The 23,931-nt window shown below is 40.8% G+C and carries 19 protein-coding genes and 2 pseudogenes; 17 read left to right on the top strand and 4 right to left on the bottom strand.

Annotated features, from left to right (window positions below):
• Positions 1 to 62: 62 nt before the first annotated feature.
• From I6N90_RS11200 to I6N90_RS11175, 6 genes and pseudogenes are all read left to right on the top strand, one after another.
• The gene (locus tag I6N90_RS11200) at positions 63 to 704 is read left to right on the top strand and encodes a TetR/AcrR family transcriptional regulator (RefSeq protein ID WP_197935584.1); all 642 of its coding nucleotides are present in this window, start codon (positions 63 to 65) and stop codon (positions 702 to 704) included.
• A gap of 45 nt (positions 705 to 749) precedes the next feature.
• Positions 750 to 3,095 (top strand): ABC transporter permease, encoded by a 2,346-nt coding sequence (locus I6N90_RS11195; RefSeq protein WP_197935583.1) that lies wholly within the window; start codon positions 750 to 752, stop codon positions 3,093 to 3,095.
• A 16-nt stretch (positions 3,096 to 3,111) separates the two neighbouring features.
• Positions 3,112 to 3,879 (top strand): ABC transporter ATP-binding protein, encoded by a 768-nt coding sequence (locus I6N90_RS11190; RefSeq protein WP_197935582.1) that lies wholly within the window; start codon positions 3,112 to 3,114, stop codon positions 3,877 to 3,879.
• 221 nt (positions 3,880 to 4,100) lie between these two features.
• A complete protein-coding gene (locus tag I6N90_RS11185; protein ID WP_197935581.1) occupies positions 4,101 to 6,701 on the top strand; it encodes a CBM96 family carbohydrate-binding protein in 2,601 nt (866 codons plus the stop codon).
• Positions 6,702 to 6,875: 174 nt separating this feature from the next.
• Positions 6,876 to 7,091 (top strand): annotated as a pseudogene (locus I6N90_RS25250) (SRPBCC family protein); the annotation flags it as partial.
• A 36-nt stretch (positions 7,092 to 7,127) separates the two neighbouring features.
• Complete coding sequence (locus tag I6N90_RS11175; RefSeq protein ID WP_197935872.1) at positions 7,128 to 7,928, top strand: alpha/beta fold hydrolase; 801 nt, start codon at positions 7,128 to 7,130, stop codon at positions 7,926 to 7,928.
• Between the two features lie 96 nt (positions 7,929 to 8,024).
• Here the strand turns inward: I6N90_RS11175 and I6N90_RS11170 are convergent, their stop codons facing one another.
• The gene (locus I6N90_RS11170; protein WP_232242861.1) at positions 8,025 to 8,588 is read right to left on the bottom strand and encodes a dihydrofolate reductase family protein; all 564 of its coding nucleotides are present in this window, start codon (positions 8,586 to 8,588) and stop codon (positions 8,025 to 8,027) included.
• 145 nt (positions 8,589 to 8,733) lie between these two features.
• Positions 8,734 to 9,600 (bottom strand): LysR family transcriptional regulator, encoded by an 867-nt coding sequence (locus I6N90_RS11165; protein WP_197935579.1) that lies wholly within the window; start codon positions 9,598 to 9,600, stop codon positions 8,734 to 8,736.
• Positions 9,601 to 9,718: 118 nt separating this feature from the next.
• Here I6N90_RS11165 and I6N90_RS11160 point away from each other — a divergent pair, with 118 nt between their 5' ends.
• From I6N90_RS11160 to I6N90_RS11145, 4 genes and pseudogenes are all read left to right on the top strand, one after another.
• On the top strand, positions 9,719 to 10,633 hold the full coding sequence (locus I6N90_RS11160; RefSeq protein ID WP_197935578.1) for an NADP-dependent oxidoreductase: 915 nt from the start codon (positions 9,719 to 9,721) through the stop codon (positions 10,631 to 10,633).
• Positions 10,634 to 10,815: 182 nt separating this feature from the next.
• Positions 10,816 to 12,102 (top strand): phytoene desaturase family protein, encoded by a 1,287-nt coding sequence (locus tag I6N90_RS11155; RefSeq protein WP_232242859.1) that lies wholly within the window; start codon positions 10,816 to 10,818, stop codon positions 12,100 to 12,102.
• A gap of 20 nt (positions 12,103 to 12,122) precedes the next feature.
• Complete coding sequence (locus I6N90_RS11150; protein ID WP_197935576.1) at positions 12,123 to 13,022, top strand: RNA polymerase sigma-70 factor; 900 nt, start codon at positions 12,123 to 12,125, stop codon at positions 13,020 to 13,022.
• 104 nt (positions 13,023 to 13,126) lie between these two features.
• Positions 13,127 to 13,381 (top strand): annotated as a pseudogene (locus I6N90_RS11145) (transglutaminase domain-containing protein); the annotation flags it as partial.
• 108 nt (positions 13,382 to 13,489) lie between these two features.
• Here I6N90_RS11145 and I6N90_RS11140 read toward each other — a convergent pair.
• A complete protein-coding gene (locus I6N90_RS11140; protein ID WP_197935574.1) occupies positions 13,490 to 15,598 on the bottom strand; it encodes a catalase in 2,109 nt (702 codons plus the stop codon).
• A gap of 72 nt (positions 15,599 to 15,670) precedes the next feature.
• Positions 15,671 to 16,168 carry a DUF2165 family protein gene (locus I6N90_RS11135; RefSeq protein WP_197935573.1) on the bottom strand — a complete coding sequence of 166 codons (498 nt, stop codon included), beginning with the start codon at positions 16,166 to 16,168 and terminating at the stop codon, positions 15,671 to 15,673.
• Positions 16,169 to 16,398: 230 nt separating this feature from the next.
• On the opposite strand from I6N90_RS11135, the gene map reads away from it, so the two are divergent.
• The 7 genes from map to I6N90_RS11100 all read left to right on the top strand — a co-directional run bounded on the left by map (position 16,399) and on the right by I6N90_RS11100 (position 23,918).
• Entirely contained in the window at positions 16,399 to 17,142 is a 744-nt protein-coding gene (map, locus tag I6N90_RS11130; RefSeq protein WP_197935572.1) for a type I methionyl aminopeptidase, read from the top strand.
• Positions 17,143 to 17,225: 83 nt separating this feature from the next.
• Positions 17,226 to 18,251, top strand: coding sequence for a spore photoproduct lyase (gene splB, locus I6N90_RS11125; protein ID WP_197935571.1), 1,026 nt, complete (start codon positions 17,226 to 17,228; stop codon positions 18,249 to 18,251).
• 166 nt (positions 18,252 to 18,417) lie between these two features.
• Entirely contained in the window at positions 18,418 to 19,260 is an 843-nt protein-coding gene (locus I6N90_RS11120; protein ID WP_197935570.1) for an AraC family transcriptional regulator, read from the top strand.
• A 139-nt stretch (positions 19,261 to 19,399) separates the two neighbouring features.
• On the top strand, positions 19,400 to 20,302 hold the full coding sequence (locus I6N90_RS11115) for an ABC transporter permease (RefSeq protein WP_197935569.1): 903 nt from the start codon (positions 19,400 to 19,402) through the stop codon (positions 20,300 to 20,302).
• A 12-nt stretch (positions 20,303 to 20,314) separates the two neighbouring features.
• The gene (locus I6N90_RS11110) at positions 20,315 to 21,199 is read left to right on the top strand and encodes a carbohydrate ABC transporter permease (protein WP_197935568.1); all 885 of its coding nucleotides are present in this window, start codon (positions 20,315 to 20,317) and stop codon (positions 21,197 to 21,199) included.
• Positions 21,200 to 21,227: 28 nt separating this feature from the next.
• Complete coding sequence (locus I6N90_RS11105) at positions 21,228 to 22,694, top strand: extracellular solute-binding protein (protein WP_197935567.1); 1,467 nt, start codon at positions 21,228 to 21,230, stop codon at positions 22,692 to 22,694.
• 63 nt (positions 22,695 to 22,757) lie between these two features.
• Complete coding sequence (locus I6N90_RS11100) at positions 22,758 to 23,918, top strand: ADP-ribosylglycohydrolase family protein (protein WP_197935566.1); 1,161 nt, start codon at positions 22,758 to 22,760, stop codon at positions 23,916 to 23,918.
• Positions 23,919 to 23,931: the final 13 nt, after the last annotated feature.

The following is a 23,931-nucleotide window of genomic DNA, read 5'->3' as shown; positions in this document are numbered from 1 at the left end:
ATGGAATGATGTTACAATTTATTAGACCGACCGTCGGTCTATATAGGTGAGGGGTGTCTTTATTGAGAATAACGAAAAAACCAGACGAACGAAAAAACGAAATATTAGATGTTGCTGAGGGGCTATTTGGGTCAAAAGGATATTCAAAAACGACGATTAACGATATTTTACAAGTGGTCGGTATCGCTAAAGGTACGTTTTATTATTATTTTCAATCCAAGGAAGAAGTAATGGATGCGATTGTGATGAGGTATATCGAATTAGGGGTGACAGCTGCTAAAGCAATCGCGGCGAATAATGAGCTTACAGCTCATGAAAAGATGTTTCAAATTATAATGGCGCAAAAACCTAATACGAGCGAAAAGGAACAATTAATTGAGCAGTTGCATCTAGCAAACAATGCCGAAATGCATCAAAAAAGTTTAGTAGAAACGATTCTTCAGCTAACTCCTATATTAACGGAAGTTATTGAACAAGGAATTGAGGAGGGAGCTTTCGATACGGAATACCCAAGGGAATCGATAGAGTTCCTACTTGTTTCTTCGCAATTTTTGTTTGATGAAGGTATTTTTCAATGGCAACCTGATGAGCTGACTCGAAAGGCAATAGCGTTCACTTCGATTATGGAGAAGACGTTAGGAGCAAAACCTGGAAGCTTCAGTTATATATTCGGAGTTCTGAGTAACGATAACAATGGGATGTAAACAAATCAATTAGGAGAAGAACAATACGAAAGGAGTACCTATAAGATGCTTATCAAAATGTTGAGGAAAGATTTTCAAAGAAATAAAGGGTTGTCGATTACTTTGTTTATATTTGTAACGTTATCTGCACTGCTAGTTGCCAGTGGCTCTAATATGATAACGGAATTAACGACTTCGATGAATACGTTATTTACGAAATCGAAAGCGCCGCATTTTGTGCAAATGCATGCAGGGGAAATCGATCAGGCAGCGATTGATCATTTTGCGATTAGCAACGATCTTGTAGATAAACAACAGACGGTAGAGATGCTTAGTATCGACGGGTTACATCTATTTTTGGACGATGCGTCAATCCCTGAGAGTACAAGTGTGATGGATCATTATTTTGTAAAACAAAACGAATCATTTGATTTTCTGCTCAATATGGCGAATGAAGAGTTGTCCGTTAATCAAGGTGAAATTGCGGTGCCGATCTACTATATGCAGCAAAAGAATATGAAAGTTGGCGACAAGATCAACATTCGTAACGGATCATTTAACATGACGTTTACCGTTGTCGATTTTGTTCGAGACATCCAGATGAACCCTTCCATCATTCATTCGAAACGATTTGTAGTAAGCGAAACGGACTTAAACAAGCTTAAAGGAAATGTTGGAGAAACGGAATATTTAATCGAGTTTCTGTTAACAGATACTAGCAAGCTCTCTGAATTTAGAAATGCGTATCAATCATCAAACTTGCCGAAGATGGGCCCAAGTATTGATCATCAACTGTTTAAAATGTTAAATGCGATTACAGATGGAATAATGGCGGCTGTCATTTTGTTTGTAAGCTTTTTGCTCAGTCTAATCGCTATTCTTTGCCTTAGGTTCACCATTCTTGCTGCGATTGAAGAAGATTATCGAGAAATCGGAATTATGAAAGCAATTGGCATTGGGCATCGGGACATCAAAAGAATGTATCTACTTAAATATATGGTAATGACAGCAGTAGCTTCATTCGTCGGTTTTGTTGCTTCATTAATGTTGAATAGTTTGTTTACAGCAAATATTACATTGTATTTTGGCCATGCAGAAAAGGGAGTTCTATTACACAGTATTCCGTTTATTGCCGTCATTCTTTTGTTTTTGATGGTCATGCTTATATGTATGCGGACGCTAAAAGTGTTTAAAAAGATATCGGCAGTGGAGGCACTCCGTTCAGGAAAGATTGGAGATGTTCGGATCAAAAAGAGAGTGTTAGCTCTTCCATTGCATAAGAGTAAATGGCTTAACGTTCCTGTTTTTTTAGGATTAAGGGATGTACTAGGACGATTTCATATGTATCGGTTATTGCTGTTTGTTTTTATAATCGGATCATTTATTATTCTTGTTCCTCTGCATTTAGTAAATACGATGCAATCGTCAGCCTTCAACACATACATGGGTATCGAGCGAAGTGATCTACGAATTGACCTACAATATTCAGACAATATTATGCGTGACCATAACCGTGTTTCGGAACATCTTACGAATGATGAAGAAGTAGAACGATTTTCGTCCTTGCTTATTAGCTCACTAAAGATGGTCAATGAAGAAGGGGTAATTGAAAATATAACAGTAGAATCGGGGGACTTTTCGATATTCCCATTAGATTATTTAAAAGGTGTTGCCCCTGCTAAAGCAAATGAAATGGCACTCTCTTTCTTAAATGGCAAGGAGATGAATAAAGGGGTCGGGGATCAGATTCGTTTAGTTATTAATGGTCAAGAACAAGTGATGACTGTCAGCGGTATTTATCAAGATGTTACGAATGGCGGACGCACAGCAAAAGCAGTATTGCCTGTCCAGCCAGAAACGGTACTGAGATATGAAGCTATTGTTGACGTGAAACCGCATATTAATATCGTTGCAAAAACGAAGGAATATGAAAAAATCTTTCAACCGGCTAGAGTGACTGATCTGGAAGGTTATTTGACCCAAACGTTAGGCAACACGATTAAAGGATTAAAACTGCTTGCAACGGTATCGATTGTTATTGCTATTCTCGTATCTATACTTATTACTTCCTTATTTTTGAGAATGATCGTAGCCAAAGATTCGGCGCAAATCGCCATTATGAAAAGTATTGGATTTTCTTTAAAGTCGATCCGTTTGCAATATGTGACAAGAGCATTAGTTGTACTTGGAATAGGAATTGTTGTAGGTACCTTAATTTCGAATACGTGGGGGCAGAGCTTAGCGGGTGTCATGTTATCTTTTATGGGTGCAGCCAAAATAGAGTTTGAGATCGATCCTGTGCAAGCCTATATCATTTGTCCACTTGTACTAATGATTGCGGTAACTGCCGCGGCTTACGTAAGTATGGCCTCAATGAAAAAAACGAGTATAACTCAGTTGAATGCTGAATAAAGGAGTGATTAGAAGTATGGGGATTATTTTGGAAGCGAAAGAACTAGGGAAAACGTATTCGACCAACCTTAACCAAGAACAGCTTATTTTAAAAGGAATTAATGTTCAGATTAATAAAGGAGAGTTTGTCTCTATAATGGGTCCATCCGGTTCAGGCAAATCGACGTTGCTATACAACATTAGCGGCATGGACAAGTTAAGTACAGGAAGTGTAGTGTTTGATGGTCAGGAAATATCCTCATTATCTGAAGAAGAGTTGTCCAATTTACGTTTAACAAAGATGGGATTTATATTTCAGAACATTCATCTACTAAAGAATCTATCTATAATGGACAATATTATATTAACCGCCTATGTGGCTAAAAATCGTAGTCGCGCAGATATTAATAAGCGTGCGGTTGAGGTGATGGAAAAGTCAGGTATTGCAGAGCTTGCGAGCAATGATATTTCTCAAGCGTCAGGTGGACAACTGCAACGAGTAGCGATTTGCAGAGCACTAATGAATAGTCCAGAAATATTGTTTGGCGATGAACCAACAGGAGCACTGAACTCAAAGTCGGCAAGTGAAATTATGGACATAATCGCGGATATCAATGAATCAGGTACAACGATTTTAGTAGTAACACATGATGTTAAAGTCGCCGCCAAATCGGAACGTATTTTATTTATGCTAGATGGCAGCATTGCGGGCGAACTGCATTTAGGCAAATACAAAAAAGATAATGGAGACAACAAAATAAGAGAAGAACAACTTTCCAATTGGTTGTCGGAGATGGGGTTCTAACAAGTATAAAAGACGGGCATTTTCATAGAAATGTTCGTTTTTTATTTTTTTTATCATACGTATTTAAGGTTAGCACGATATTGAAAGCGCTCTATTGTTAATTTTTGTATATGGAACTAAAATATAATCGTAACTACTGGCTACGAAAGGTGGTGAAGCACTACTTACCTAATGTTCTAGTTATGCTGGAATCAAAACGACCATTTGAAGGAGGAATTACAATGATTCAAGTTAGAAAAATGTTAAAAGGCTCCCAAATAAGATGTATCTACTTATCTATTCTCTCCTCATTCCTCGTCATTGCCTCTCTTGGAATGCCTTCAGCACAAGCGGCTGTCGACCCTTCATTGCCTGATTGGAGTACAGCAGGTTATAAAGGCGGACAAGCACTGCCAACAACTGGTACGATTATTGATCTTACTACAAAGGGCATTGCAGCGAATGATGGGGTGGATGATTCCAATGCGCTTCAGCAAGTCATTAATGATATTCGAAGCGGTGTATTAAAGGCAAACGGGCAAGTAATCAGCGAATTCAATCGGGCTATTCTTAAACTTCCTGCTGGTCAAATCGACCTAAACAAACAAATTCGTGTGGACGCAAGTTTTATAACGATTCAAGGTGCGGGCAACGATCCAACAACGGGGACAAAGATTGTTTTTAAACCATCAGCTATATACTCCGAAGATCCAGCGAATCAAGGGGCTCCGTTAATAGATGGTAAGCTGTGGCCAGGTTATGCAGCATTTCGAGTTGAAGACAGAACCAAACATGCCAGCGATCAAACGTATGAAGGAAGTATTAACTTTCACTGGCTAAGCGGACAAAGGGTTGCTACTAGCGGAGGAGGAATCAAGGGCAGTACGCAAATAAAGGTTGCTTCCGGCAAAGGAAACACATTCCAAGCAGGAAACACCGTATATGTGGGAGCAGCTAATACCGTTGCTTTTTATGATCAAATGCAAGGACCACAGCAATATCGTTACAACGCGCATATGCGGACCCAAATGTTTACGGTAGTCAGTATTAGTGGAGACACGCTCACACTTGATAAGCCGTTGGAGTTCGATGTTCCATTTAGCAACGAAGGATTGCTTCCTGCTGATCCTGGTGGTTCCAATTCAATTTATTATAGTAAGGTGATGAAAGTAACTACAGTTAAAGGTGTCGGGTTCGAGGACTTCTACTTCACGCAAGATATCTCCTATACTCCGTATGCTTCTACGATCAACGCCAATGATTACGATGCAACAGCAAATCCGGGTGGGGTTGGACTAAAATATAAAAATGAAGCATTGGAATATGCCGTGCATGGCATTTTATTCAAATGGGCACAGGACGGTTGGGTGAAAGGCATTCAAACGTACATGACGGGGTCTCATCCGATCGTAACCGAATTCGCCAAAAATATGGAGATACGAAACAATATTATTTTTGGCTCATGGAATAAAGGCAAGGGTGGGCACGGCTATGTTCGGGGTTCTAAGCTGTATGACAGCAAAATTGTTGGCAACACAATAGACCGAGTACGCCATCTTACTCTTCAGTGGTCGGCAACAGGTAACGTTGTTCAACATAATGCACTTACAACGGATATAAACTTGCATGGCGGCTGGGAACGTAGAAATTTAATCCAGCAAAATACGATTACGATACCTTTTGAACATAGCTCATGGGGTGAAGGAGAAGGTGGCCAGGATGTTTTGGAAGGTACTTGGTATCCGATTTGGTATGGTGCTGGACCTCATGCAACGAAGTGGTCAGGTTCAACAGGCGAACAGAACGTCTTCTTCAACAATACGATGAGCAAACAAGAAACAAAAGGCGGGCCTTATATCAGTTATGCTCCTTATAATCAGTTAAATACAATCTACCAATTAGGATGGGATGGTTCAGCTTGGACTCATTTGCAAAAGCCGTCAGGTATGTTCATTAATACTTGGGGCAGCAATGAAAAAACTGATTTCAGCAATTCACCTAATAAAGGCGTTTATGCGTGTTTAACGTTCACAGGAACGTCCTTGCTTGATGCTGGAACTGCAACCAATACATGTGCGAGTACAGATACAGAGGCGCCAACCGCACCGACCGGATTAACTGCGACACCGATTTCAAATTCTCAAATTAATGTGAACTGGGTGGCAGCGACAGATAATGTAGGTGTTACTAGCTATCAGGTTTACCGTGACACTCTACTAATCGGTGAAACAATTGGTACGACTTACAGTGACACAGGTTTAACAGCGAGTACGACTTATAGCTATAGCATTAAAGCTAAGGATGCAGCCGGTAACCTATCTCCATTGAGCAATATCGTTCAAGCTACGACGCTAGCAGGTGGAGGTAGTGGTACCGTTGTAACATTAAATCCGACAGATGACTCCTACGTACAAGAAAATAAGCAAACCAATAACTATGGAAACTTAGCAACGATGGCTGTTAAAACAGACACCTCACAAAATCGTTACTCCCTTCTTAAATTTAATGTAAGCAGCATTACGGGATCGATAACGAGTGCTAAGCTGCGTATATACGGCAGTTCCTCGTTTACGACAACATTAACCGCTTCAGAAATAGCAGACTCTTGGACGGAAGCAACTTTGACTTGGAATAACAAGCCTGCAACAGGCAATTCGGTAGGTTCAGTTGCTATGAATACAACTCTTGCATATTACGAGATTGATGTAACAGCGTATGTGCTCGCTGAGGCGGCTGGTGACGATTCGGCATCGTTTATATTAAGTGAATCCGCAGGTAAATACACAACATTTAATACAAGCGAAAACACATTAAACAAGCCGGAATTGATCGTTACAAACTGAACAATTCATCCAGTACGCAGCTTCAAAAAAAGTGGCTGATCTACGGAATCTGATAAATTGTTTATCAACCAGGAGACTGTCTCCGAAGCTATGAAGATGGCTTGGGGATTGTCTCTTTGTTCTCCCTATCCATTAGCAAAAGAAGATTTTTAATTCTGCAAGGCTACCTATCAAGAAGTAATCGAACCGTCAAAACTTGTTTATGTAGATACATTTACAGATGAGAAATGGAACGTCATTGATGGAAGTGACATGCTGACAACCGTTACTTTTGAAGAAGTGAGCGAAGGAACTAAACTAATCATTAATACTAAATTTGCATCTGCCCAGAAACTTGAGCAATCAGAAGCAATGGGGATGATCGAAGGTTATTCTGACGCATTAGAACGATTTGAACACTATTCCAAAACGATAATAGGAGGTTCTATGAATACAATAATCTCAACTGATGGAACAAAAATTGCTTATACGAAACAAGGTAATGGCCCAGCAGTCATTTTAATCGCCTCAGCAGCTGCTGATCACAGTGACGGAGCCCAGTTAGCAGAATATCTTGCTAAAGAGTTCACCGTATACAATTATGATCGTCGCGGACGTGGTAATAGTTCTGATACATTACCTTATTCGGTTGATCGCGAGATTGAAGATATTGAAGCATTGATTGGGGAAGCTGGCGGCAATGCGAACTTGTTCGGCAGCTCATCAGGAGCAGTGTTGGCACTTGATGCAGCAAGTAAATTGGGCAATAAAGTTACTAAACTTTTCATATATGAACCGCCATTTATCATTAATGATAGTCGTCCACCCGTACCGAACGATTACGTTCAGCGCTTGAATGAATTAGTAGGAGCGGGACAACGAAGTGAAGCTGGTGAATACTTTATGACCGTAGCGGTTGGGGTACCTGATGAGTTTATTGGTTACATGAAGGCAGATCCTTCTTGGGCGAAAATGGAGGCGATAGCTCACACACTTGCATATGATGGGCAAGTTATGGGTACTACGCAACAAGGCAAGCCATTACCTACAGACCGCTGGACAATAAACATACCGACAATCGTTATGGTCGGTGAAAATAGCGGGCCGTTTTTCCATGATGCAGCGCAAGCTTTAAAGGAACTTCTACCACATGGCGACTATCAAACGTTAAGCGGTCAAGATCACTCAGCTGTCATAATGGCGGCATCTGAACTTGCGGGTGCAATTACTACATTTCTCAAGAAATAACAAACCAAATATTCGAGTTGAGAAATATGTTAAAAAATCCAAAGCAACCTTTGAAGGTAGCTTTGGATTTTTGTTCATTTTAAACAATAGTGATGATCATTTATTTATGACGTTAAATCGAAGATGAGTGACATTAGAAGACTCTATAACTCGTGTACTTTCTAACTCGATACTTTTATTGCCTATTTGATCAAATAATCGAGTACCTTCACCAAGTAATATAGGCACGATTTGTACTTGTATTTCATCTATGAGACCAGCTTTGATATATTGCTGAATGATAGTAGCTCCACCCATTATACAGACATCTTTGTCGTGCGCGGCATCTAAAGCTTGCTTAAGTGCGCTTTGAATACCGTCTGTTACAAATGTAAACGAGGATGCGCCTTTTGCTGCCTTTTCTGGAGTAGTATGAGTAAGAACAAAGTGTGGCACATCAAAGGGGTTGTCAATAAAACCATCTGCTTTATCTCCAGCGTCATAAGTTCGTCTTCCCATAATAATTGCACCTGTGGTGTCTAATTGTTCTTGAATAACCTGAATACTACTATCCGACGGTGCAAAAAACCATTGATGAAGCTGTGGCGCGGGGTCACCGTTTGGTGCTGCAATAAATCCATCTAAAGACATTGTTATATCTACTATTACTTTCGCCATCATTCATTCTCCTTAGCATTTCAATTTTGTATAACCAAGCATTTTAAATGTAGCAGATAATGTAAGTTATCATTTCTTATGGATTGCTGTTGTTTGAAATGGAATGATGACAGGAGAGATAGTAATAGTAAGTAGGTGAGTGTATATGTCAGTCAGAGTAGTATTGAATAATAAAGTCACGGAACTTGCGTGCAGCCAAGGAAAGGTATCTCTTTTCTGACCAAATAAATTGATAGTCTCTTTGACAAATCGGATGTTCTATAGGAAGAAGAGTAAGTTCAGAGTTTTCGCCGCTCTTGCAACCAAACAGTGCAACACCTAGTCCGGAGCGAACTAAACTTACGATAGTGGCAGGATCATCTACTCGGCAAACGAATCGAGGTGACATTCCAGCCTCTTGGAACAAAAGATCGTTCATTTTTTGAAAAACAAACTTTTCCTTATAGCCGATAAAAGGTTCTTCAGCAGCATCGATTAGACGAATGGATTGACGGTTAGCTAGTCGATGACCTTGGGGAACTGCCAAATATAGATCTTCTTTAAGTACAGTCGCTTGTGCAATCCCGGGCAGATCGATTGGCATAGCTGTAAAGCCAATATCAACCTCACCGTTTTCAATTAAACGTGTAATTTCGCCTGTCGAAGCCTGAGTAATTTGCATATTTACGTCTGGATTAAGCGATAAAAACTTCCCCAGTGGCTCAGACAATCGAGTTAATGTCAAAGTAGCCAAATGAATGCTTCCATGTTCCATGCCAGCAAGTTCTGTAACTTCTTTCTGCGCCTCTTCAAGTAATGATAATACTGTGTTCACTTTTTGTAGATAGACTTTCCCGAATGAATTTAATCGAATTCGACCGCCAAGCCTGTCAAACAGCGGAACGCCAACATGTTCCTCTAGCCTTGAAATTGTTTTACTAAGTGCAGGTTGTGCGACTCGGAGTTCCTCTGCGGCCCTTGTCATATGCTCGAGCTTAGCAACCTTTTGGAAATATCGTAGTTGTAGCAGTTCCATGATTTTCCCCCTACCCATATACTCCAGTATATGATCGATATAACTCAATATATATTTTTCATTATCTGAAATCAATCTTATAATTACCATCAAATAGTAAAAGAAAGAGTGATGAGCAATGAAAGCTGCTGCATTTGCATCTATAGGTGGTCCTGAGGTTATGAAAGTAATGGAATTTCCAGATCCACAAGCGGGTCCAGGTCAAGTTAGAGTTAAGGTGAAGACGGCTGGTGTTCAACATTATGATACGGGTGTTCGTGAAGGATGGTCACCGTTTGGTGTAACAATAAGTTTACCGCAAATACTAGGCAATGAATTTGCTGGTGTCATAGATCAAATAGGAGAAGGCGTAACTGGATTTGTAATAGGGGATGAAGTTTTAGGATTCTCTGTTGTTAGCTGTTACGCAGAGTATGTGGTCGTTAGCGAAAATCAAATCGTGATCAAACCTGAAACGATGACATGGGAAGAAGCAGGAGGATTAACGGGCAATGGTCAGGGTGCATACATCGCGATGAAAGCATTAGGGGTAAAAGAAGGCGAAACGATTCTTATCCATGGTGCAGCTGGTTCACTGGGAGCATTCGCAGTCCAACTTGCGAAGCAATGGGGAGCCAAAAAAATTATAGGGACAGCAAGCGAAAGCAATCATGATTATCTTCGCTCTCTTGGCGCGATACCAGTCACTTATGGAGAAGGGTTAGTTGAACGTGTGCGTGCGATTGCGCCGGAAGGAATCGATGCCGCATTCGACACAGCTGGTGCTGAAGCTGTTCGAGCATCTATCGAATTAGTAGCTGATCGAAAGCGAATTTGTACATTTGCCGCTCATGAATTAATTGATGAGTTAGGTCTTTGTGTTGTGCGTGGGGAACGTACTGCTGCTAGACTTGCAGAATTAACTGAACTTCATACAAAAGGAAAACTTCGTATTGTAATTAAAAAGTCATTTCCACTTAGTCAAGTTCAGCTCGCACATCAATTGATTGAAACACGCCATGGTAGAGGGAAAATCGTTCTTACGATTGATTAGATGACTATTCTAAGTAATGAGCATAGACGTAAGGTGCATTTTTTTGAACATTTACAAAATAATGTGGTCGAGAAGGAAATATACTACTCGATCATTTTTTCGTTCATTTTGTGATCGTCCTTGTCACGTTTCCGATCCCTTAATCGTCTTGTTAGCATCGATAAATGAAAGGATGGTGCAAGATGATGAGCATGAGCAAAATGAAATGGGATATCGTTATTGTTGGGGCAGGCGTAGCGGGACTAACAGCTTCTATATTTTTGGCGAAGACAGGGAAAAAAGTGTTGCTGTTAGAGAGGGCTAATGAACTGGGCGGAAGAGCTTCAACTACAGATATGGACGGTACGTGGGTAAATCTTGGACCGCATGCACTTTTTAAGAGCGCGTTTAATATTTTGCAGGAGGTTGGCGTTACACCAAAGGGGGCTGCACCGAAACTGAATGGTTTACTTCTCTATAAACAACGTAAAGGTGGGGATATTGTTCTTCCCTTCATAAAACTGCTACTTGGCTCGTTCCTCAAATGGTCAGAAAAAACGCAGTTGATTCGATTTTATGCAGGATTGCGAAAAACAGATCCTTACACGATTCAAAATAGCAGCTTGGAACAATATTTAGCAACACGACTCCCAAGTGAACGTGTTCGCAATGCAATATTAGCACTAGTAAGAGTTGCTACCTATTGTGATGCTCCTGACTTGCTCAGTGCAGGCGCAGCAATCGGACAGCTACAACACGGACAAGTGTTTTATGTTGATGGCGGTTGGCGAACACTCGTTCAACAATTACAAGAGCAAGCTATAGCCCAAGGCGTAACGATCCGTTGTGGTTCTGCTGTACAGTCTATTGTAGGACAATTTCCAAAAATGAGCGTCATCCTTAAAGATGACATCATAATAAATGCATACCGTGTCTTATCTACAGTTGGACCTAAGGAAACTTTATCGTTGCTGATACCAGCATTACAACATGCAGATGCTGCAATATTCGAGCAGACTGTTCCTGTCCGAGCGGCATGTTTAGATTTGGTTACGACAGATATGCCGAATCCAAAAACAACATTCGTTATGGGCGCTGATTATCCGCTGTACTTCTCAAACCATTCAGCTACTGCTCAGTTTTCACCTAATGCTAAACATTCCGTCATTCATGTTATGAAATATTTGCGCCCGGGTAAAGAGTCAGATGCCAAACAAGACGAGCGCGAGTTGGAACGGTTTCTTGACCATATTCAACCGGGCTGGAGAGAGCGAGTTATCAAGCGACGTTACTTGCCACAGATGTTAGTTACTCATAATATCGTTGCTGCGGAACGGGGTGGATATGCTGCTAGACCTAAGCCTGTTGTGAAGGGAAGACCAGGACTTTTCATCGCGGGAGATTGGGTAGGTGCAGAGGGAATGCTGCTTAACGCATCATTAGCTAGTGCCAAAAGCGCCGCACTAAGTATAATGAAGGAAATGGATTAGTGTGATGAGAAGGGGGGCGAATGCAATTGGAAATGGCAGCTGCTTACGTAAGTTATCGTCCGTTACTAATGACTATTGCATATCGGATGTTAGGATCGGTAACAGATGCAGAGGATTTGGTACAGGATGTATTTGTACATGCGTATAAGTGGGAGATGGATAAGGAATCGAGTCATGTCCTTAATCTGAAATCTTATTTATGCAAAATGGTTACTAACCGCTGCTTGGACCTTCTGAAATCCGCTAGACGGAAAAGAGAAGTATACGTAGGTCCTTGGTTGCCGGAACCAATCGTGCAGCATGATTTTAGCAATTCTGATCAAGATCCACTCCAGACAATTATGTTTGAGGATACCATTTCGTATGCCTTTCTTATTATGCTTGATCGACTCACACCAGTGGAGCGAGCGGTTTTTATTCTCCGAGAAGCCTTCGATTACGACTATCGTGACATTGCAGATACGATTAGTAAGACGGAACTCGGCTGTCGGCAAATATACAGTCGTTTGAAGCGTAAGATTCAAGTTGAACCAACAGATCCGATTATTACTGAAGACCAGACCAGAGAGCTTGTTTATCAATTTCTCCAAGCCGCTTCAACAGGAAATATGGAAATGCTCCTTTCGACCTTGACTGATGATATTACGGCGTACACCGATGGAGGAGGTAAAGTAAGTGCAGCTATTCGTCCTATCCAAACACCATCACGTGTTGCAGCATTTATTTTAGGTCTCGCTTCGAAAATGGATGAACAAACCAAGATTATTCTGGTTCGAATTAATGGGGCTATAGGTGTAATTTTAAGTAGTCCTAGTGAACCATTTGCTTCGGTTATGAGCTTTCAGTTCAAAGATGACCGCATTGAAAACATATATATTATGTGGAATCCCGATAAGCTTCGGCATTTAAAGTTGGGATAATAGGTTATGCTTAGATGTACTAGATTTAGTTGAAGCTTTGTGATCGTAGTCAAACCGATTCTTGTTCATAAAAAAGCTGTTTACCAATTTAATGTGAAGGTTATGCCGAATTGCTAGCCCTAATGCTGAATATGGTAAACGTCGAAAATTTAATTGTTGTTGGGGATGACATTAATAGCGGAGTAGGACATGCATGGAATCTGGTCAAAATCAATGGCAACTATTATCACGTAGATTCAACGTGGGATGCAGGTAACAACAGAAAGCAACACTTCCTTAAATCAGATGACGTTACGAAGGGCGATAAAGTATGGGATTATGGAAAATATCCTAAAGCAAATAAAAATTACGAGAAGTAGTTCCCAGATCAATATTGGATGTCAGTGGTTATAAGTAGAAAGGAGCCATTAGGATATTTTTATCCTGAAGGCTCCTTTCTTGCTATCACATTGAAATAAGGGTAGCAACTAGGGGTGAAACGTTCTGTCCCAATGACGATGCTGGGCAATCGATTCGATAAAAGAATTTGCGAAAGTGTCATCAGATTGCGACTCTGTCCTTAACAAAATGCCTGACAAAGCTCCATTATTGTTTGCGCTGTTGTCTAGCGCTACTTTTGCAGCTGTTAACAACTCTTTGCCTTCACCTACCGCGGCAATCGTTTTGTAATGTAAAAAGGCTTCTCTTACAAATTCCGATGACTTTACATCACTTAGCAGCTCGGTCACACTTTGTTGTCCCCCGGCAATATATACGGCATCGTAAAGTACGGAAGCTGCTGTCAGCAGGGATTGTTTAGGCTCAAGCATAGTACCATCGTCCCCCGCAATAGGAGCTTGTGTTTTACTAACGATCTCAGCTTTCACTTTCGCTTGTGTTAATGCTTGAAGCAGTCCATTGATCTCTGTGGCCGAAAATCCATTGCTGACAAGAACAGCAACTTTTCGGGTCGCGGCCGATTTAACAGTATTCATCATACTGAGTGCAGGTGAGATAAAAGTAGGCTCCACAGCAACACCTTTGGTCGCAGTTGCACCGATTTCTACTGCAACTTGCTCCGCTAACTCTTCCGCAACTTGACTGAATACGTCCACAACACGTTGACGAACCTCTTTCGAGAGTACTTTGCCAAGCTCAAACCGGAAAGCATCTACGATTTGACCTTTTTCTATAGTTGACATGCTATGCCAGAACATTGCAGCTTGGCTAAAGTGATCGTCGAAGCTATGGCTTCTCGCTTTAATCTTCCGTCCTTCAATCTTCTCCTCGTGATGGCGGTATTCACCGTCTGATTGTGGCGGTGTAGAAGGAGTATTATTAGCAAGCCCATTATTGTGGTAGCTAACTTGACCCGGATTAATCGTCATTCGGTGCATGCCATCTCGTTGATTATTATGGACAGGAGTGATGGGGCGATTAATAGGTATTTCCGCAAAGTTTGGTCCGCCTAGTCGCAGTAGTTGTGTATCCGTATACGAAAATAACCTTCCTTGTAATAAGGGGTCGTTCGTAAAATCAATACCAGGGACAACATGCCCAGAATGAAAAGCCACTTGCTCGGTTTCAGCGAAGAAGTTGTCTGTATTTCTATTCAACGTCATCTTGCCAATGATCCGAACAGGTACTACTTCTTCTGGCCATAACTTTGTAGAATCAAGAATGTCAAAGCTGAAGCTAAATTCATCTTCTTCTTTCAAAATCTGTACACCAAGCTCAAATTCCGGGAAATTCCCTTCATTGATTGCATCCCATAAATCACGTCGATTGAAGTCGGGGTCTTTGCCTGCTACCTTCTGTGTTTCATCCCAGACAAGGGAGTGAATCCCTAATTTTGGTTTCCAATGAAACTTCACGAAATGGGATTTTCCTTCTTCATTTATAAATCTAAACGTATGTACACCAAAACCTTCCATCATCCTAAATGAGCGTGGCAACGCTCGTCCAGACATAACCCACATAATCATATGGGCACTTTCGGTATTAGTACCAACGAAATCCCAGAACGTATCATGTGCTGAAGATGCTTGCGGAATTTCGTTAGGCGGCTCTGGTTTCACTGCATGTACAAAGTCAGGAAACTTGATGGCATCTTGAATAAAAAATACAGGCATGTTGTTGCCGACTAGATCGTAATTCCCTTCCTCTGTATAGAACTTTACTGCAAAGCCGCGCACATCCCGTACAGTATCACTAGAGCCACGAGAACCTGCCACCGTAGAGAAGCGAATAAAGATCGGGGTTTGCTTAGATGTGTCTGTCAGAAACTTCGCTTTCGTAAATTCTGACAGCGATTCATAAAGCTCAAATACACCATGAGCACCAAAGCCTCTCGCATGCACGACACGTTCTGGAATACGCTCATGGTCGAAATGAGTCATTTTTTCCCGGAAATGAAAGTCTTCCATAATTGTTGGGCCGCGTGTACCCGCTTTTAAGGAATGTTCGTCATCGTCTACGCGCAAACCTTGATTAGTCGTAAGTGGCTTGCCGTCATTTTGGACACGAAATGTGTTCAGTTGTTCTTGTTTGGCATTAGAAGATGGTTGTTCGATTCCATCATGTTTTTTGTTGCCCATTAGCGTTATACCTCCTCATATTATGTAGGTGGTAGTATTTGCATAATGGACCTCATTTATCCTTCCGAGTGACTATTCATCATTTTTAAGAGACAAGAAGATAAGTATGCCTAAGACATAAGTAACAATCCGATTAGCAGATGCGAGTCCATTCCAATCTGACGACATCCACATTGCAAACCATTCGCCGCCTATTGCCATAAATCCGAAAAACCAGATGGCTATAGCTAAGCCGAGTGAAATGTAAACAATATTTTTAGATTTTTGATAGTTAGCAGCGCCAGCTTTCGCATGTTTAATTAATTGAATGCCGCCAATCCATGCTGTTAATGCCACTGCAAATTCAACGATGATAATCAAAATATAAGCAAAATGATGGGCAAATGGACTTGTGATCGCTCTGTACATGAGTGTATTTCCTTCAAAAGTAGTGTCCATGCTTAATACATGTTGTACAAATAAAAAATTGGTGTTGTAATCGGTTACATTTCCAAGTACAACAAGGGAAACATAGATAGCAAAAAAAAGTACAAAACTGCCTTTCAAATAACGAATAATACTGTTGTTCATTTGTTTTCCTCCATCTGGATAAGGGTAGTATTGCTCTATAACACTATACTCGAAAAAAATATATTGTACCAGATAATTACTAAATGAGGATTATTTTATGATATGGTGATACTGTAGCTTTTTCCTTTTAAACGAGCTAAACATATAAAGTTTTTCAATTCACGATGCATTCAAAACCATCATTATATAGTAAGGGAAAATAAAGTTTTAGAAGAGGAGGGAGTGACAACATGATATTGAAATCTGTTGAAGAAATTGCCATCATGCGAGAGGCTGGTCGTATCGTTGCGGAATGCCACGCTTTAATAGCTGAGCAGATCAAACCTGGCATTACAACACTTGAGATTGATCGTATGATCGAAGAGTATATACGTTCTAAAGGAGCAACTCCTAGCTTCAAAGGTCATCACGGCTTTACAGCATCTATTTGTGTAGCGAGAAACGATGTCATTTGTCACGGATTTCCTGACAACGTGCCACTTCTTGATGGTGAGGTAGTAACCCTTGATGTTGGCGCGTACTATAAAGGTTTCCATGGTGACTCAGGTTGGACTTATGCGATTGGTGATGTTTCTAGCGATATCAAAGCGCTGATGGATGCCTGTAAGGAGGGTTTATATCTAGGAATTGAACGAGCGGTCGTTGGCAATCGAATCGGAGATATTGGTCATGTTATCGATTTGCATGCTCAGCGTCATGGATACGGTAATGTAAGAGAATTTACTGGACATGCGATTGGTAAGGATCTATGGGAAGAGCCAGCTGTTCCTCATTATGGAAAGGAAGGGACTGGCCCGCAACTAAAAAGTGGATTAGTGCTTGCAATCGAGCCAATGTTTACACTTGGCGATTGGCGCTCCTATGTTGAAAGTGATGGCTGGACAGCAAGAACGAAGGATCAATCGATCTGTGTGCAATACGAGCATACGGTAGCTATAACAGATAATGGCCCGGAAATTCTTACAGTATTATAAATCTGAATAGATCCCTCACTTTGTTGCAAAACTAAACGCACTATTATTGTAGTAATGCGTCTTAAAGAGGAGGGTATATTGGATTGAAACGATTTGACCCTGATCTCGTATTTTTCGAACCACAAGCGTTGAATTATCCTTTAGGTGCGCAGTTGTATGAACATTTTGAAGGATCAAACGTTCCTATCAAAATGACGACATCACATAACCGAGTAATGGGTATTCCAGGGGATACAGAGACCAAGCAATATCGAAATGCCAAAAGGACATTAGTTGTAGGGGTAAGAAAAACGTTGAAATTTGATCCATCCAAACCTTCTGCCGAATACGCTATCCCTTTGGCTACAGGCTGTGCGGGACATTGTCATTATTGTTATTTGCAAACAACCTTAAGTGCTAAACCGTATATAAGGGTATATGTGAACCTAGATGAAATTTTGGACAAAGCGCAGGAGTATATTAAGGAACATGAACCGGAAGTTACCCGTTTTGAAGCGGCATGTACAGGTGATCCCGTTTCATTTGAGCATCTTACTGGTGCGCTCCGATATTATATTGAATTTATGGGGAGGCAGCCGAACGGGCGGCTTCGTTTTGTAACGAAATTTGCCAACATCGATTCCTTATTAGATGCAGACCATCGAGGTCATACGAGAATTCGGTTTTCGATTAATACAAGTTATGTCATTCGCAACTTCGAGCCAGCTACATCTGGGTTTGAAGAGCGCATTGAAGCGGCTGGGAAAATAGCTGAAGCAGGTTATCCGCTCGGATTCATTATAGCGCCTATTATGATTTACGACGGTTGGAAACAAGACTATTTGGAATTAATCGAGAAGCTGCATGAACGAATCGGGGCCGCAGAAGTTAATGATTTGGAATTTGAGTTGATCCAGCATCGCTTTACTAAAGTAGCCAAAAACACTATTTTAAAAAGATACCCAAAATCAAAGCTGGATATGGATGAAGAAAATCGGCAGCTGAAATGGGGTAGATACGGTCGCTATAAATATGTGTACAAAAAAGAACAAGCTGTGACGATGGAACAGTTGCTTCGCCAACTCATTTCAGATCATTTTCCAACAGCAAAAGTTTCTTATTTTGTTTAACATAAGGCTGTATGCTAGTAGCTTAAAGCTATCAGCATACAGTCTTATTTGTTTGCCCTGTACATTGACCGATAGGGGACAACCTTCAATACGTGATGTATAATAAAAGGATTTAATAAGTTATCTACTTCGATGGATACAGTCATAAAAGGATGGTGTTTATTTCATGAAGCGTGATTATCATTTAAACAAAGATTTTCCTTTTCATATAACACGTTGGGTTCCTAATACGATATTGGAACCATTCCATTGGCATAATGCTTTTGAAATTGGATATTGTATAAGCGGCAGCGGATTTTTTTATTTAGGCGGGAAAAAATACGAAGTTAATCCGGGTGACGTTTTTGTTGTTAGCAATATGGAAAAACATCGTGCACAATCAAATCCGATTGATCCCAGTACATTTTATTTTGTGAAATTTGATGCTTCTTTAATAGGTGGGGCTGGAAATGAGTTATTAGCTCCATTCATCGTAAAGTCGGATCTTTTTATTAATAAGATAGACGGACAATTACAGGCAGCATCTCAAATTGGCGGCTTAATGCAACATATATGGGAGGAGATAGAGCAGGAGGACAAAGCATATAAAAGCATGGTGAAAGGGCTGCTTATTCAAGTATGCACTCTTTTGTTGCGCCATTATGTGAAGGAACAAACGATGGATGAATGGAACCGTTCAATTCAAGCTTACAAAAAGCTAAGTCCAGCACTTGATCGTATACATGAGCTTTTTCACGAAAATATTCAATTAAAGGATATTGCTGAATGTTTATCTTTAAGCACTTCTAGAACGTACCATTTGTTTAAGGAAACGATGGGGGAAGGTTTTAAAGAATATTTAACGAAAATTCGTATCCATGAATCAAAAAAAAGATTAAGTGATCCTAATGTATCGATTACTGAAATTTATTTGTCATGCGGCTTCCAAGGACATGCTGCTTTTTATAGATCGTTTAAGAAAATTGTGGGAGTTACTCCTAAAGAATACAGAAGATATATTATCACTTAGTAGCCGTTAGCTGTTTTGGACCATAATAGAAGCGAATTTGAGAAGATATAACGTCTCAAAGCTATTAAAATTACTTTATAACGTAAACGCTTACAAAAAAGGCGATCATCAATCGTCAGTCAGAGAGGGGGAGGTATCGATGAATTCAGACACCATTCTAAAGAGAATATGGTCAAGCAAAGTTCTTTATTTCATGCTTTTGCCGTGCATCGCCTTTTTTGTCCTATTCCATGTTTGGCCGATCTTAGGCATGAAGCTTGCTTTTTACGATTATCGCATTATTGGAGACAATGAATTTGTTGGTTTTAAGTATTTTAAGGAGCTGTTCAGTACCCCTTTATTTACTACTGTTTTGCAAAATACGTTAATCATTAGTGCGATGAAATTGTTTCTTATTTTCCCTATTCCGATTGTGTTTGCCCTTTTGCTTAATGAGTTTAGAAACGGAAAATTCCGCAAAGCTGTACAGGTTATCTCGTATTTGCCGCATTTTCTGTCGTGGGTTGTTATTGCAGGCATATGGTTTGAATTTATGTCCCCTTCCACGGGAGCAATCAATGAATTTCTTCAATGGCTTGGTTTTCCGGCCAAAGATTTTCTAACTGACAAAAACAGCATTCGCTGGGTGCTTCTAGCAAGCGAGGCATGGCGGAGTATCGGCTGGGATTCTATCATTTTCCTTGCAGCGATTATGGGCATTAGTCCTAGTTTGTATGAAGCAGCCTATCTAGACGGTGCTAACAGATGGCAAATCGTTACTCGTATCGTACTGCCACATCTGTACATTCCGATGGTAACCATTTTTATTCTAAACGTCGGTTTTATTATGAACGCAGGACTCGATCAGGTACTCAACTTCACAAATGCTTCGATTAACAGCCATATCGATATTATCGATACGTACGTTTATCGAGTGGGGTTAGTGAATGGGCAATATTCATTTGCGACAGCGGCTAATTTATTTAAAAGTTTAATTGGTGTTGTACTTATTTTGTCTACTCATTTTATATCGAAAAAACTAACTTCTAAAGGCGCTTGGTAAGGGGGCAGTTAAATGAAATTTCGAAAAATATCTGTTTCCAAAATCATTATCGCGCTTATTTTGACGATGACGTCGCTTGTCATGTTTGTACCAATCGTCAACTTGTTTGCTAGAGCTTTATCTCATCCCGATAAAGTCCATTTGCTGAACGGTTATGATATATGGCCAAGCGGTTTCTCGCTTATTAACTTTGAAGTTGTGCTTAGCAACCCGATTGTCGGCAGAGCATTGCTCAATTCGATATTTATTACGGTATTAGGTACGCTACTGAGCATCTTCTTTACAACGATTGCAGCATACGTATTAACTAGAAAAAATTTGGTTGGTAAGACACCGCTTATGATTTTTCTCATTATCATCATGATCTTTGAGCCTGGCATTGTTCAAGAGTATATGGTCGTTAAGGACATGCATTTGCTCGACAGCTTGTGGGTGATGGTCATGTATCGGATGATTAACGTTTATTATTTGATCATCATGATGCGTTTTTTAGAGGAGATTCCCGAACCGTTAATAGAAGCAGCCAAAATAGATGGGGCCGGGCATATGACCTTATTTATGAAAATAGTGTTGCCGCTTGCTCGCGTTCCTCTTCTTACGATTGGAATGTTCTATGCGGTCGCGAAGTGGAATGAGTTTTTTAAATCTAGTATTTTCTTGTCTAGTCCCAATAACACAGTGTTGCAGGTGCTTTTACGGCAATTCGTAGTGGAACAAGATTCAACCGCACTAATCGGCGTCACTGATCTGTTAAAAAACAACAACATTGCTCAGCTTGATTTCTCTTCTTTGAAAGCGGCTACAATTGTTGTTGCCATCGTTCCAATTCTGTTGCTGTATCCGATCATCCTAAAGTATTACACCAAAGGAGTTATGGACGGCGGCGTTAAAGAATAGGTGAAATCATACTGAGGGGGAAACAGAAATGAAAAAACTACTTACTATTTTGGCAGCATGTATGTTGGTAGTAACGACTGCTTGTAGCAATGGTGGCGGTAATGCAACTCCGACAGAGACGGCAGCCAGCTCAGCGAATCCAACTGACCAGCCGGTTACGATTACGATTGTAGATAAAGATTTGAATACCGAAGATGGTTGGGTTAAAGGCGTTGAAGAAGGTATGAAGGCTGAAGGGAAAAATGTGAAGATCGAACTTGTTCCTGTACAAAGCGGTACGTATTCAGAAAAATTAGGATTGCTGTTGCAAAGCGGAAATATTCCTGACTTGATCTATTTCCAAGGCGGAGACTATCAATTTGCTGTTACACAAGGCATTCTCGAAGATTTGACACCTTATATCGAGAAATCGGTTAATGTCAAAGCAGCTATGAGTCCATTCAACCAAGAAAGAACAAAAAACTATCCGTACCTCGTATGGCTGGCACCTACAAGCAATTGGATACCGGTAGTACGCGAGGACTGGTTTAACCAAACAACGTCAGGGAAAACGTTGCTTGAGGATCCAACAGTCGATAATTACTATACGTTTTTTAAAGAGTTGAAAGAAAAAAATGGCGCTAGCTTCACCTTTACGTCAGCAGGTTCATTAGATGAGCTTGATGCGATTTTTGGTCAAGCGTTCGGCTTAACATCTACGTGGATGAAAGGTACAGACGGCAAGTATACATTTGGTAAAACGACATCGTTTGAAAAAGAAAAGTTGGCGTTTTATGCAAAGCTGTATCATGAAGGTTTAATTGATCCAGAATTCCTTGTTAAGAAGTGGGATACGAAGGAGAAAGCATTTTACGATAAGCAAGCTGCCATTATTACAGGCAGACAAGGTAAAAACATCGATATTTACAATACAAAAATGATTTCGCAAAACGGTGCAGATGCAAAAATAATGCCGCTTCCGCCTGCAAAAGGAATAGCTCATGCTTACTCGCCAGTTGATGTTAGCAAGGAAAGCCGTGGATTTGCTATTGGCAAGACGTCGAAGAACAAAGAAATGGCATTCGCTGTGCTTGAGTTCCTTGCAAGTCCAAAAGGACAAATGTTAGATAAGGTTGGCGTAGAAGGTCAGCATTATGAACGGGTAGATAACAAAATTAAATTGACAGAAAAATTTGCTGAGTGGTTCCCGCGTTTTGTAGAGTCGACTGTAAATTTTAAATCCGATCAAGAATTTGATCCAGCAACCCCGTACCTATCTGAACCAGCGGTTAAAGCGCTGGAAATGATGGCTTCGATGTCTACGAAAGATAATAGCTTTATTATTCCAGCGGAGCTTTCAACGAAGTGGGATGCGCTTGATGCTTATTATAAAGAGTTTGCGGCAAACGTCGTAACTGGAAAAAGAACAATCGCTGATTTCGATAAATTCGTGCAGGATTGGAACGAAAATGGCGGCAAGGAACTGACGGAGTACGCTAATCAAACGATCAAATAAATAGACAGTACGGAGTGTGGAGCAACAGCTTCATACTCCGGGTATAAAAGGGAGAGAACAGTCATGATAGTATTTGCAGATCGAGTTAGAGGGGTACTGTTCGGCACTGCATTTGGAGATGCGATGGGTGCAGTAGTAGAGAAGATGACCTATGACCAAATTAAGGAGCAATATGATCGGATTGAAACAACAAAAACAAAATGGTGGAAAGCGGATTGGCCAGAAACGGCAAGGATCGGAAGGATAAGAGGTCAGGGTATTGTAACTGACGATACACTTATGACATTGGCTCTAATGAATGTTTATTGTACGGAGCGTCGCCATTTGGATGCTTATGATATGGCGAATGAATTTGTGAAGGAAATTGCTTTCCGCCCACGATACATTCCTGAGTTCGGCAGAGAAGCGCTCATATTGGATCGATTGTTTTACCCGGAGAAACATATCTTTAACCGGCATGCATTAGCTAATTGCGAACCTCGTGAAGGCGGCTACGGCAACATGGTTAACTGTGGTGCGGCAATGTACATTGCTCCTATTGGAATCGTCAATGCATGTAATCCGAAGGCGGCTTACGATGAAGCGATATTGTTCGCTTCGGGCCATCAGCTCAGCTATGGACTGGAAGCGGCTGGAGTACTCGCTTGTGCAGTGGCTAAGGCGTTTGAACCAGGGGTAACGGTTCAAGATATTGTGAACACGGCATTGCTTTATGCGAAGGATGGAACCAAAAGAGCAATTCAAGATTGTTGTGAGAAAGCAGTGGAGCTAAGGGATAAACGTAAGGATCGGGATCTTGTCGTTCGAACTTTCCACGAAGTGATCGCTCGTTATTCACCAATGAGTGACGATGTGAACCGAAGCATAGATAAATTAGGTGTTCCTTCCAACCACTATACGCCTAGCAGATTGCTCTCCATCGAGGAATTGCCACTTGCGCTTGCGTACATTGTGTTGCATGACGGAGATATGCTGGAAGCGATTAAAGATGGCGTTAGCTCGGGACGTGACACGGATTCAATTGGCGTCATGATTGGTGCTATTTTGGGAGCGATGCAAGGAGTGAGCGTTATACCTGCTGAAGAAATCGCTGTTTTGGAACAAGCAAACAAACAAAATTTCGGTGCAGAATGCGATCGATTTATTGAAGCGGCTGAAGCCATTATTAAGGAAGATATGGCTTTCCATATACGCAGACAAGAGCAGATGTTACAACTACAATAGAGGCGGTGTATGA

The organism is Paenibacillus sp. GSMTC-2017 (assembly GCF_016019935.1).
Lineage (GTDB): Bacteria > Bacillota > Bacilli > Paenibacillales > Paenibacillaceae > Pristimantibacillus.
Note: the sequence above shows the minus strand (reverse complement) of the source record. Positions and strands in the feature narration are given on the sequence as shown.

What these genes read in the sequence shown, in the direction of transcription:
- I6N90_RS11155 (WP_232242859.1), top strand. Translation starts at nt 10,816, where the DNA reads ATGATGAGCATGAGCAAAATGAAATGGGATATCGTTATTGTTGGGGCA.
- I6N90_RS11150 (WP_197935576.1), top strand. Translation starts at nt 12,123, where the DNA reads ATGCAATTGGAAATGGCAGCTGCTTACGTAAGTTATCGTCCGTTACTA.
- I6N90_RS11110 (WP_197935568.1), top strand. Translation starts at nt 20,315, where the DNA reads ATGAAATTTCGAAAAATATCTGTTTCCAAAATCATTATCGCGCTTATT.
- I6N90_RS11105 (WP_197935567.1), top strand. Translation starts at nt 21,228, where the DNA reads ATGAAAAAACTACTTACTATTTTGGCAGCATGTATGTTGGTAGTAACG.
- I6N90_RS11160 (WP_197935578.1), top strand. Translation starts at nt 9,719, where the DNA reads ATGAAAGCTGCTGCATTTGCATCTATAGGTGGTCCTGAGGTTATGAAA.
- I6N90_RS11175 (WP_197935872.1), top strand. Translation starts at nt 7,128, where the DNA reads ATGAATACAATAATCTCAACTGATGGAACAAAAATTGCTTATACGAAA.
- I6N90_RS11170 (WP_232242861.1), bottom strand. Translation starts at nt 8,588, where the DNA reads ATGATGGCGAAAGTAATAGTAGATATAACAATGTCTTTAGATGGATTT.
- map (WP_197935572.1), top strand. Translation starts at nt 16,399, where the DNA reads ATGATATTGAAATCTGTTGAAGAAATTGCCATCATGCGAGAGGCTGGT.
- I6N90_RS11135 (WP_197935573.1), bottom strand. Translation starts at nt 16,168, where the DNA reads ATGAACAACAGTATTATTCGTTATTTGAAAGGCAGTTTTGTACTTTTT.
- I6N90_RS11120 (WP_197935570.1), top strand. Translation starts at nt 18,418, where the DNA reads ATGAAGCGTGATTATCATTTAAACAAAGATTTTCCTTTTCATATAACA.
- I6N90_RS11195 (WP_197935583.1), top strand. Translation starts at nt 750, where the DNA reads ATGCTTATCAAAATGTTGAGGAAAGATTTTCAAAGAAATAAAGGGTTG.
- I6N90_RS11115 (WP_197935569.1), top strand. Translation starts at nt 19,400, where the DNA reads ATGAATTCAGACACCATTCTAAAGAGAATATGGTCAAGCAAAGTTCTT.
- I6N90_RS11165 (WP_197935579.1), bottom strand. Translation starts at nt 9,600, where the DNA reads ATGGAACTGCTACAACTACGATATTTCCAAAAGGTTGCTAAGCTCGAG.
- I6N90_RS11185 (WP_197935581.1), top strand. Translation starts at nt 4,101, where the DNA reads ATGATTCAAGTTAGAAAAATGTTAAAAGGCTCCCAAATAAGATGTATC.
- I6N90_RS11140 (WP_197935574.1), bottom strand. Translation starts at nt 15,598, where the DNA reads ATGGGCAACAAAAAACATGATGGAATCGAACAACCATCTTCTAATGCC.
- I6N90_RS11190 (WP_197935582.1), top strand. Translation starts at nt 3,112, where the DNA reads ATGGGGATTATTTTGGAAGCGAAAGAACTAGGGAAAACGTATTCGACC.
- I6N90_RS11100 (WP_197935566.1), top strand. Translation starts at nt 22,758, where the DNA reads ATGATAGTATTTGCAGATCGAGTTAGAGGGGTACTGTTCGGCACTGCA.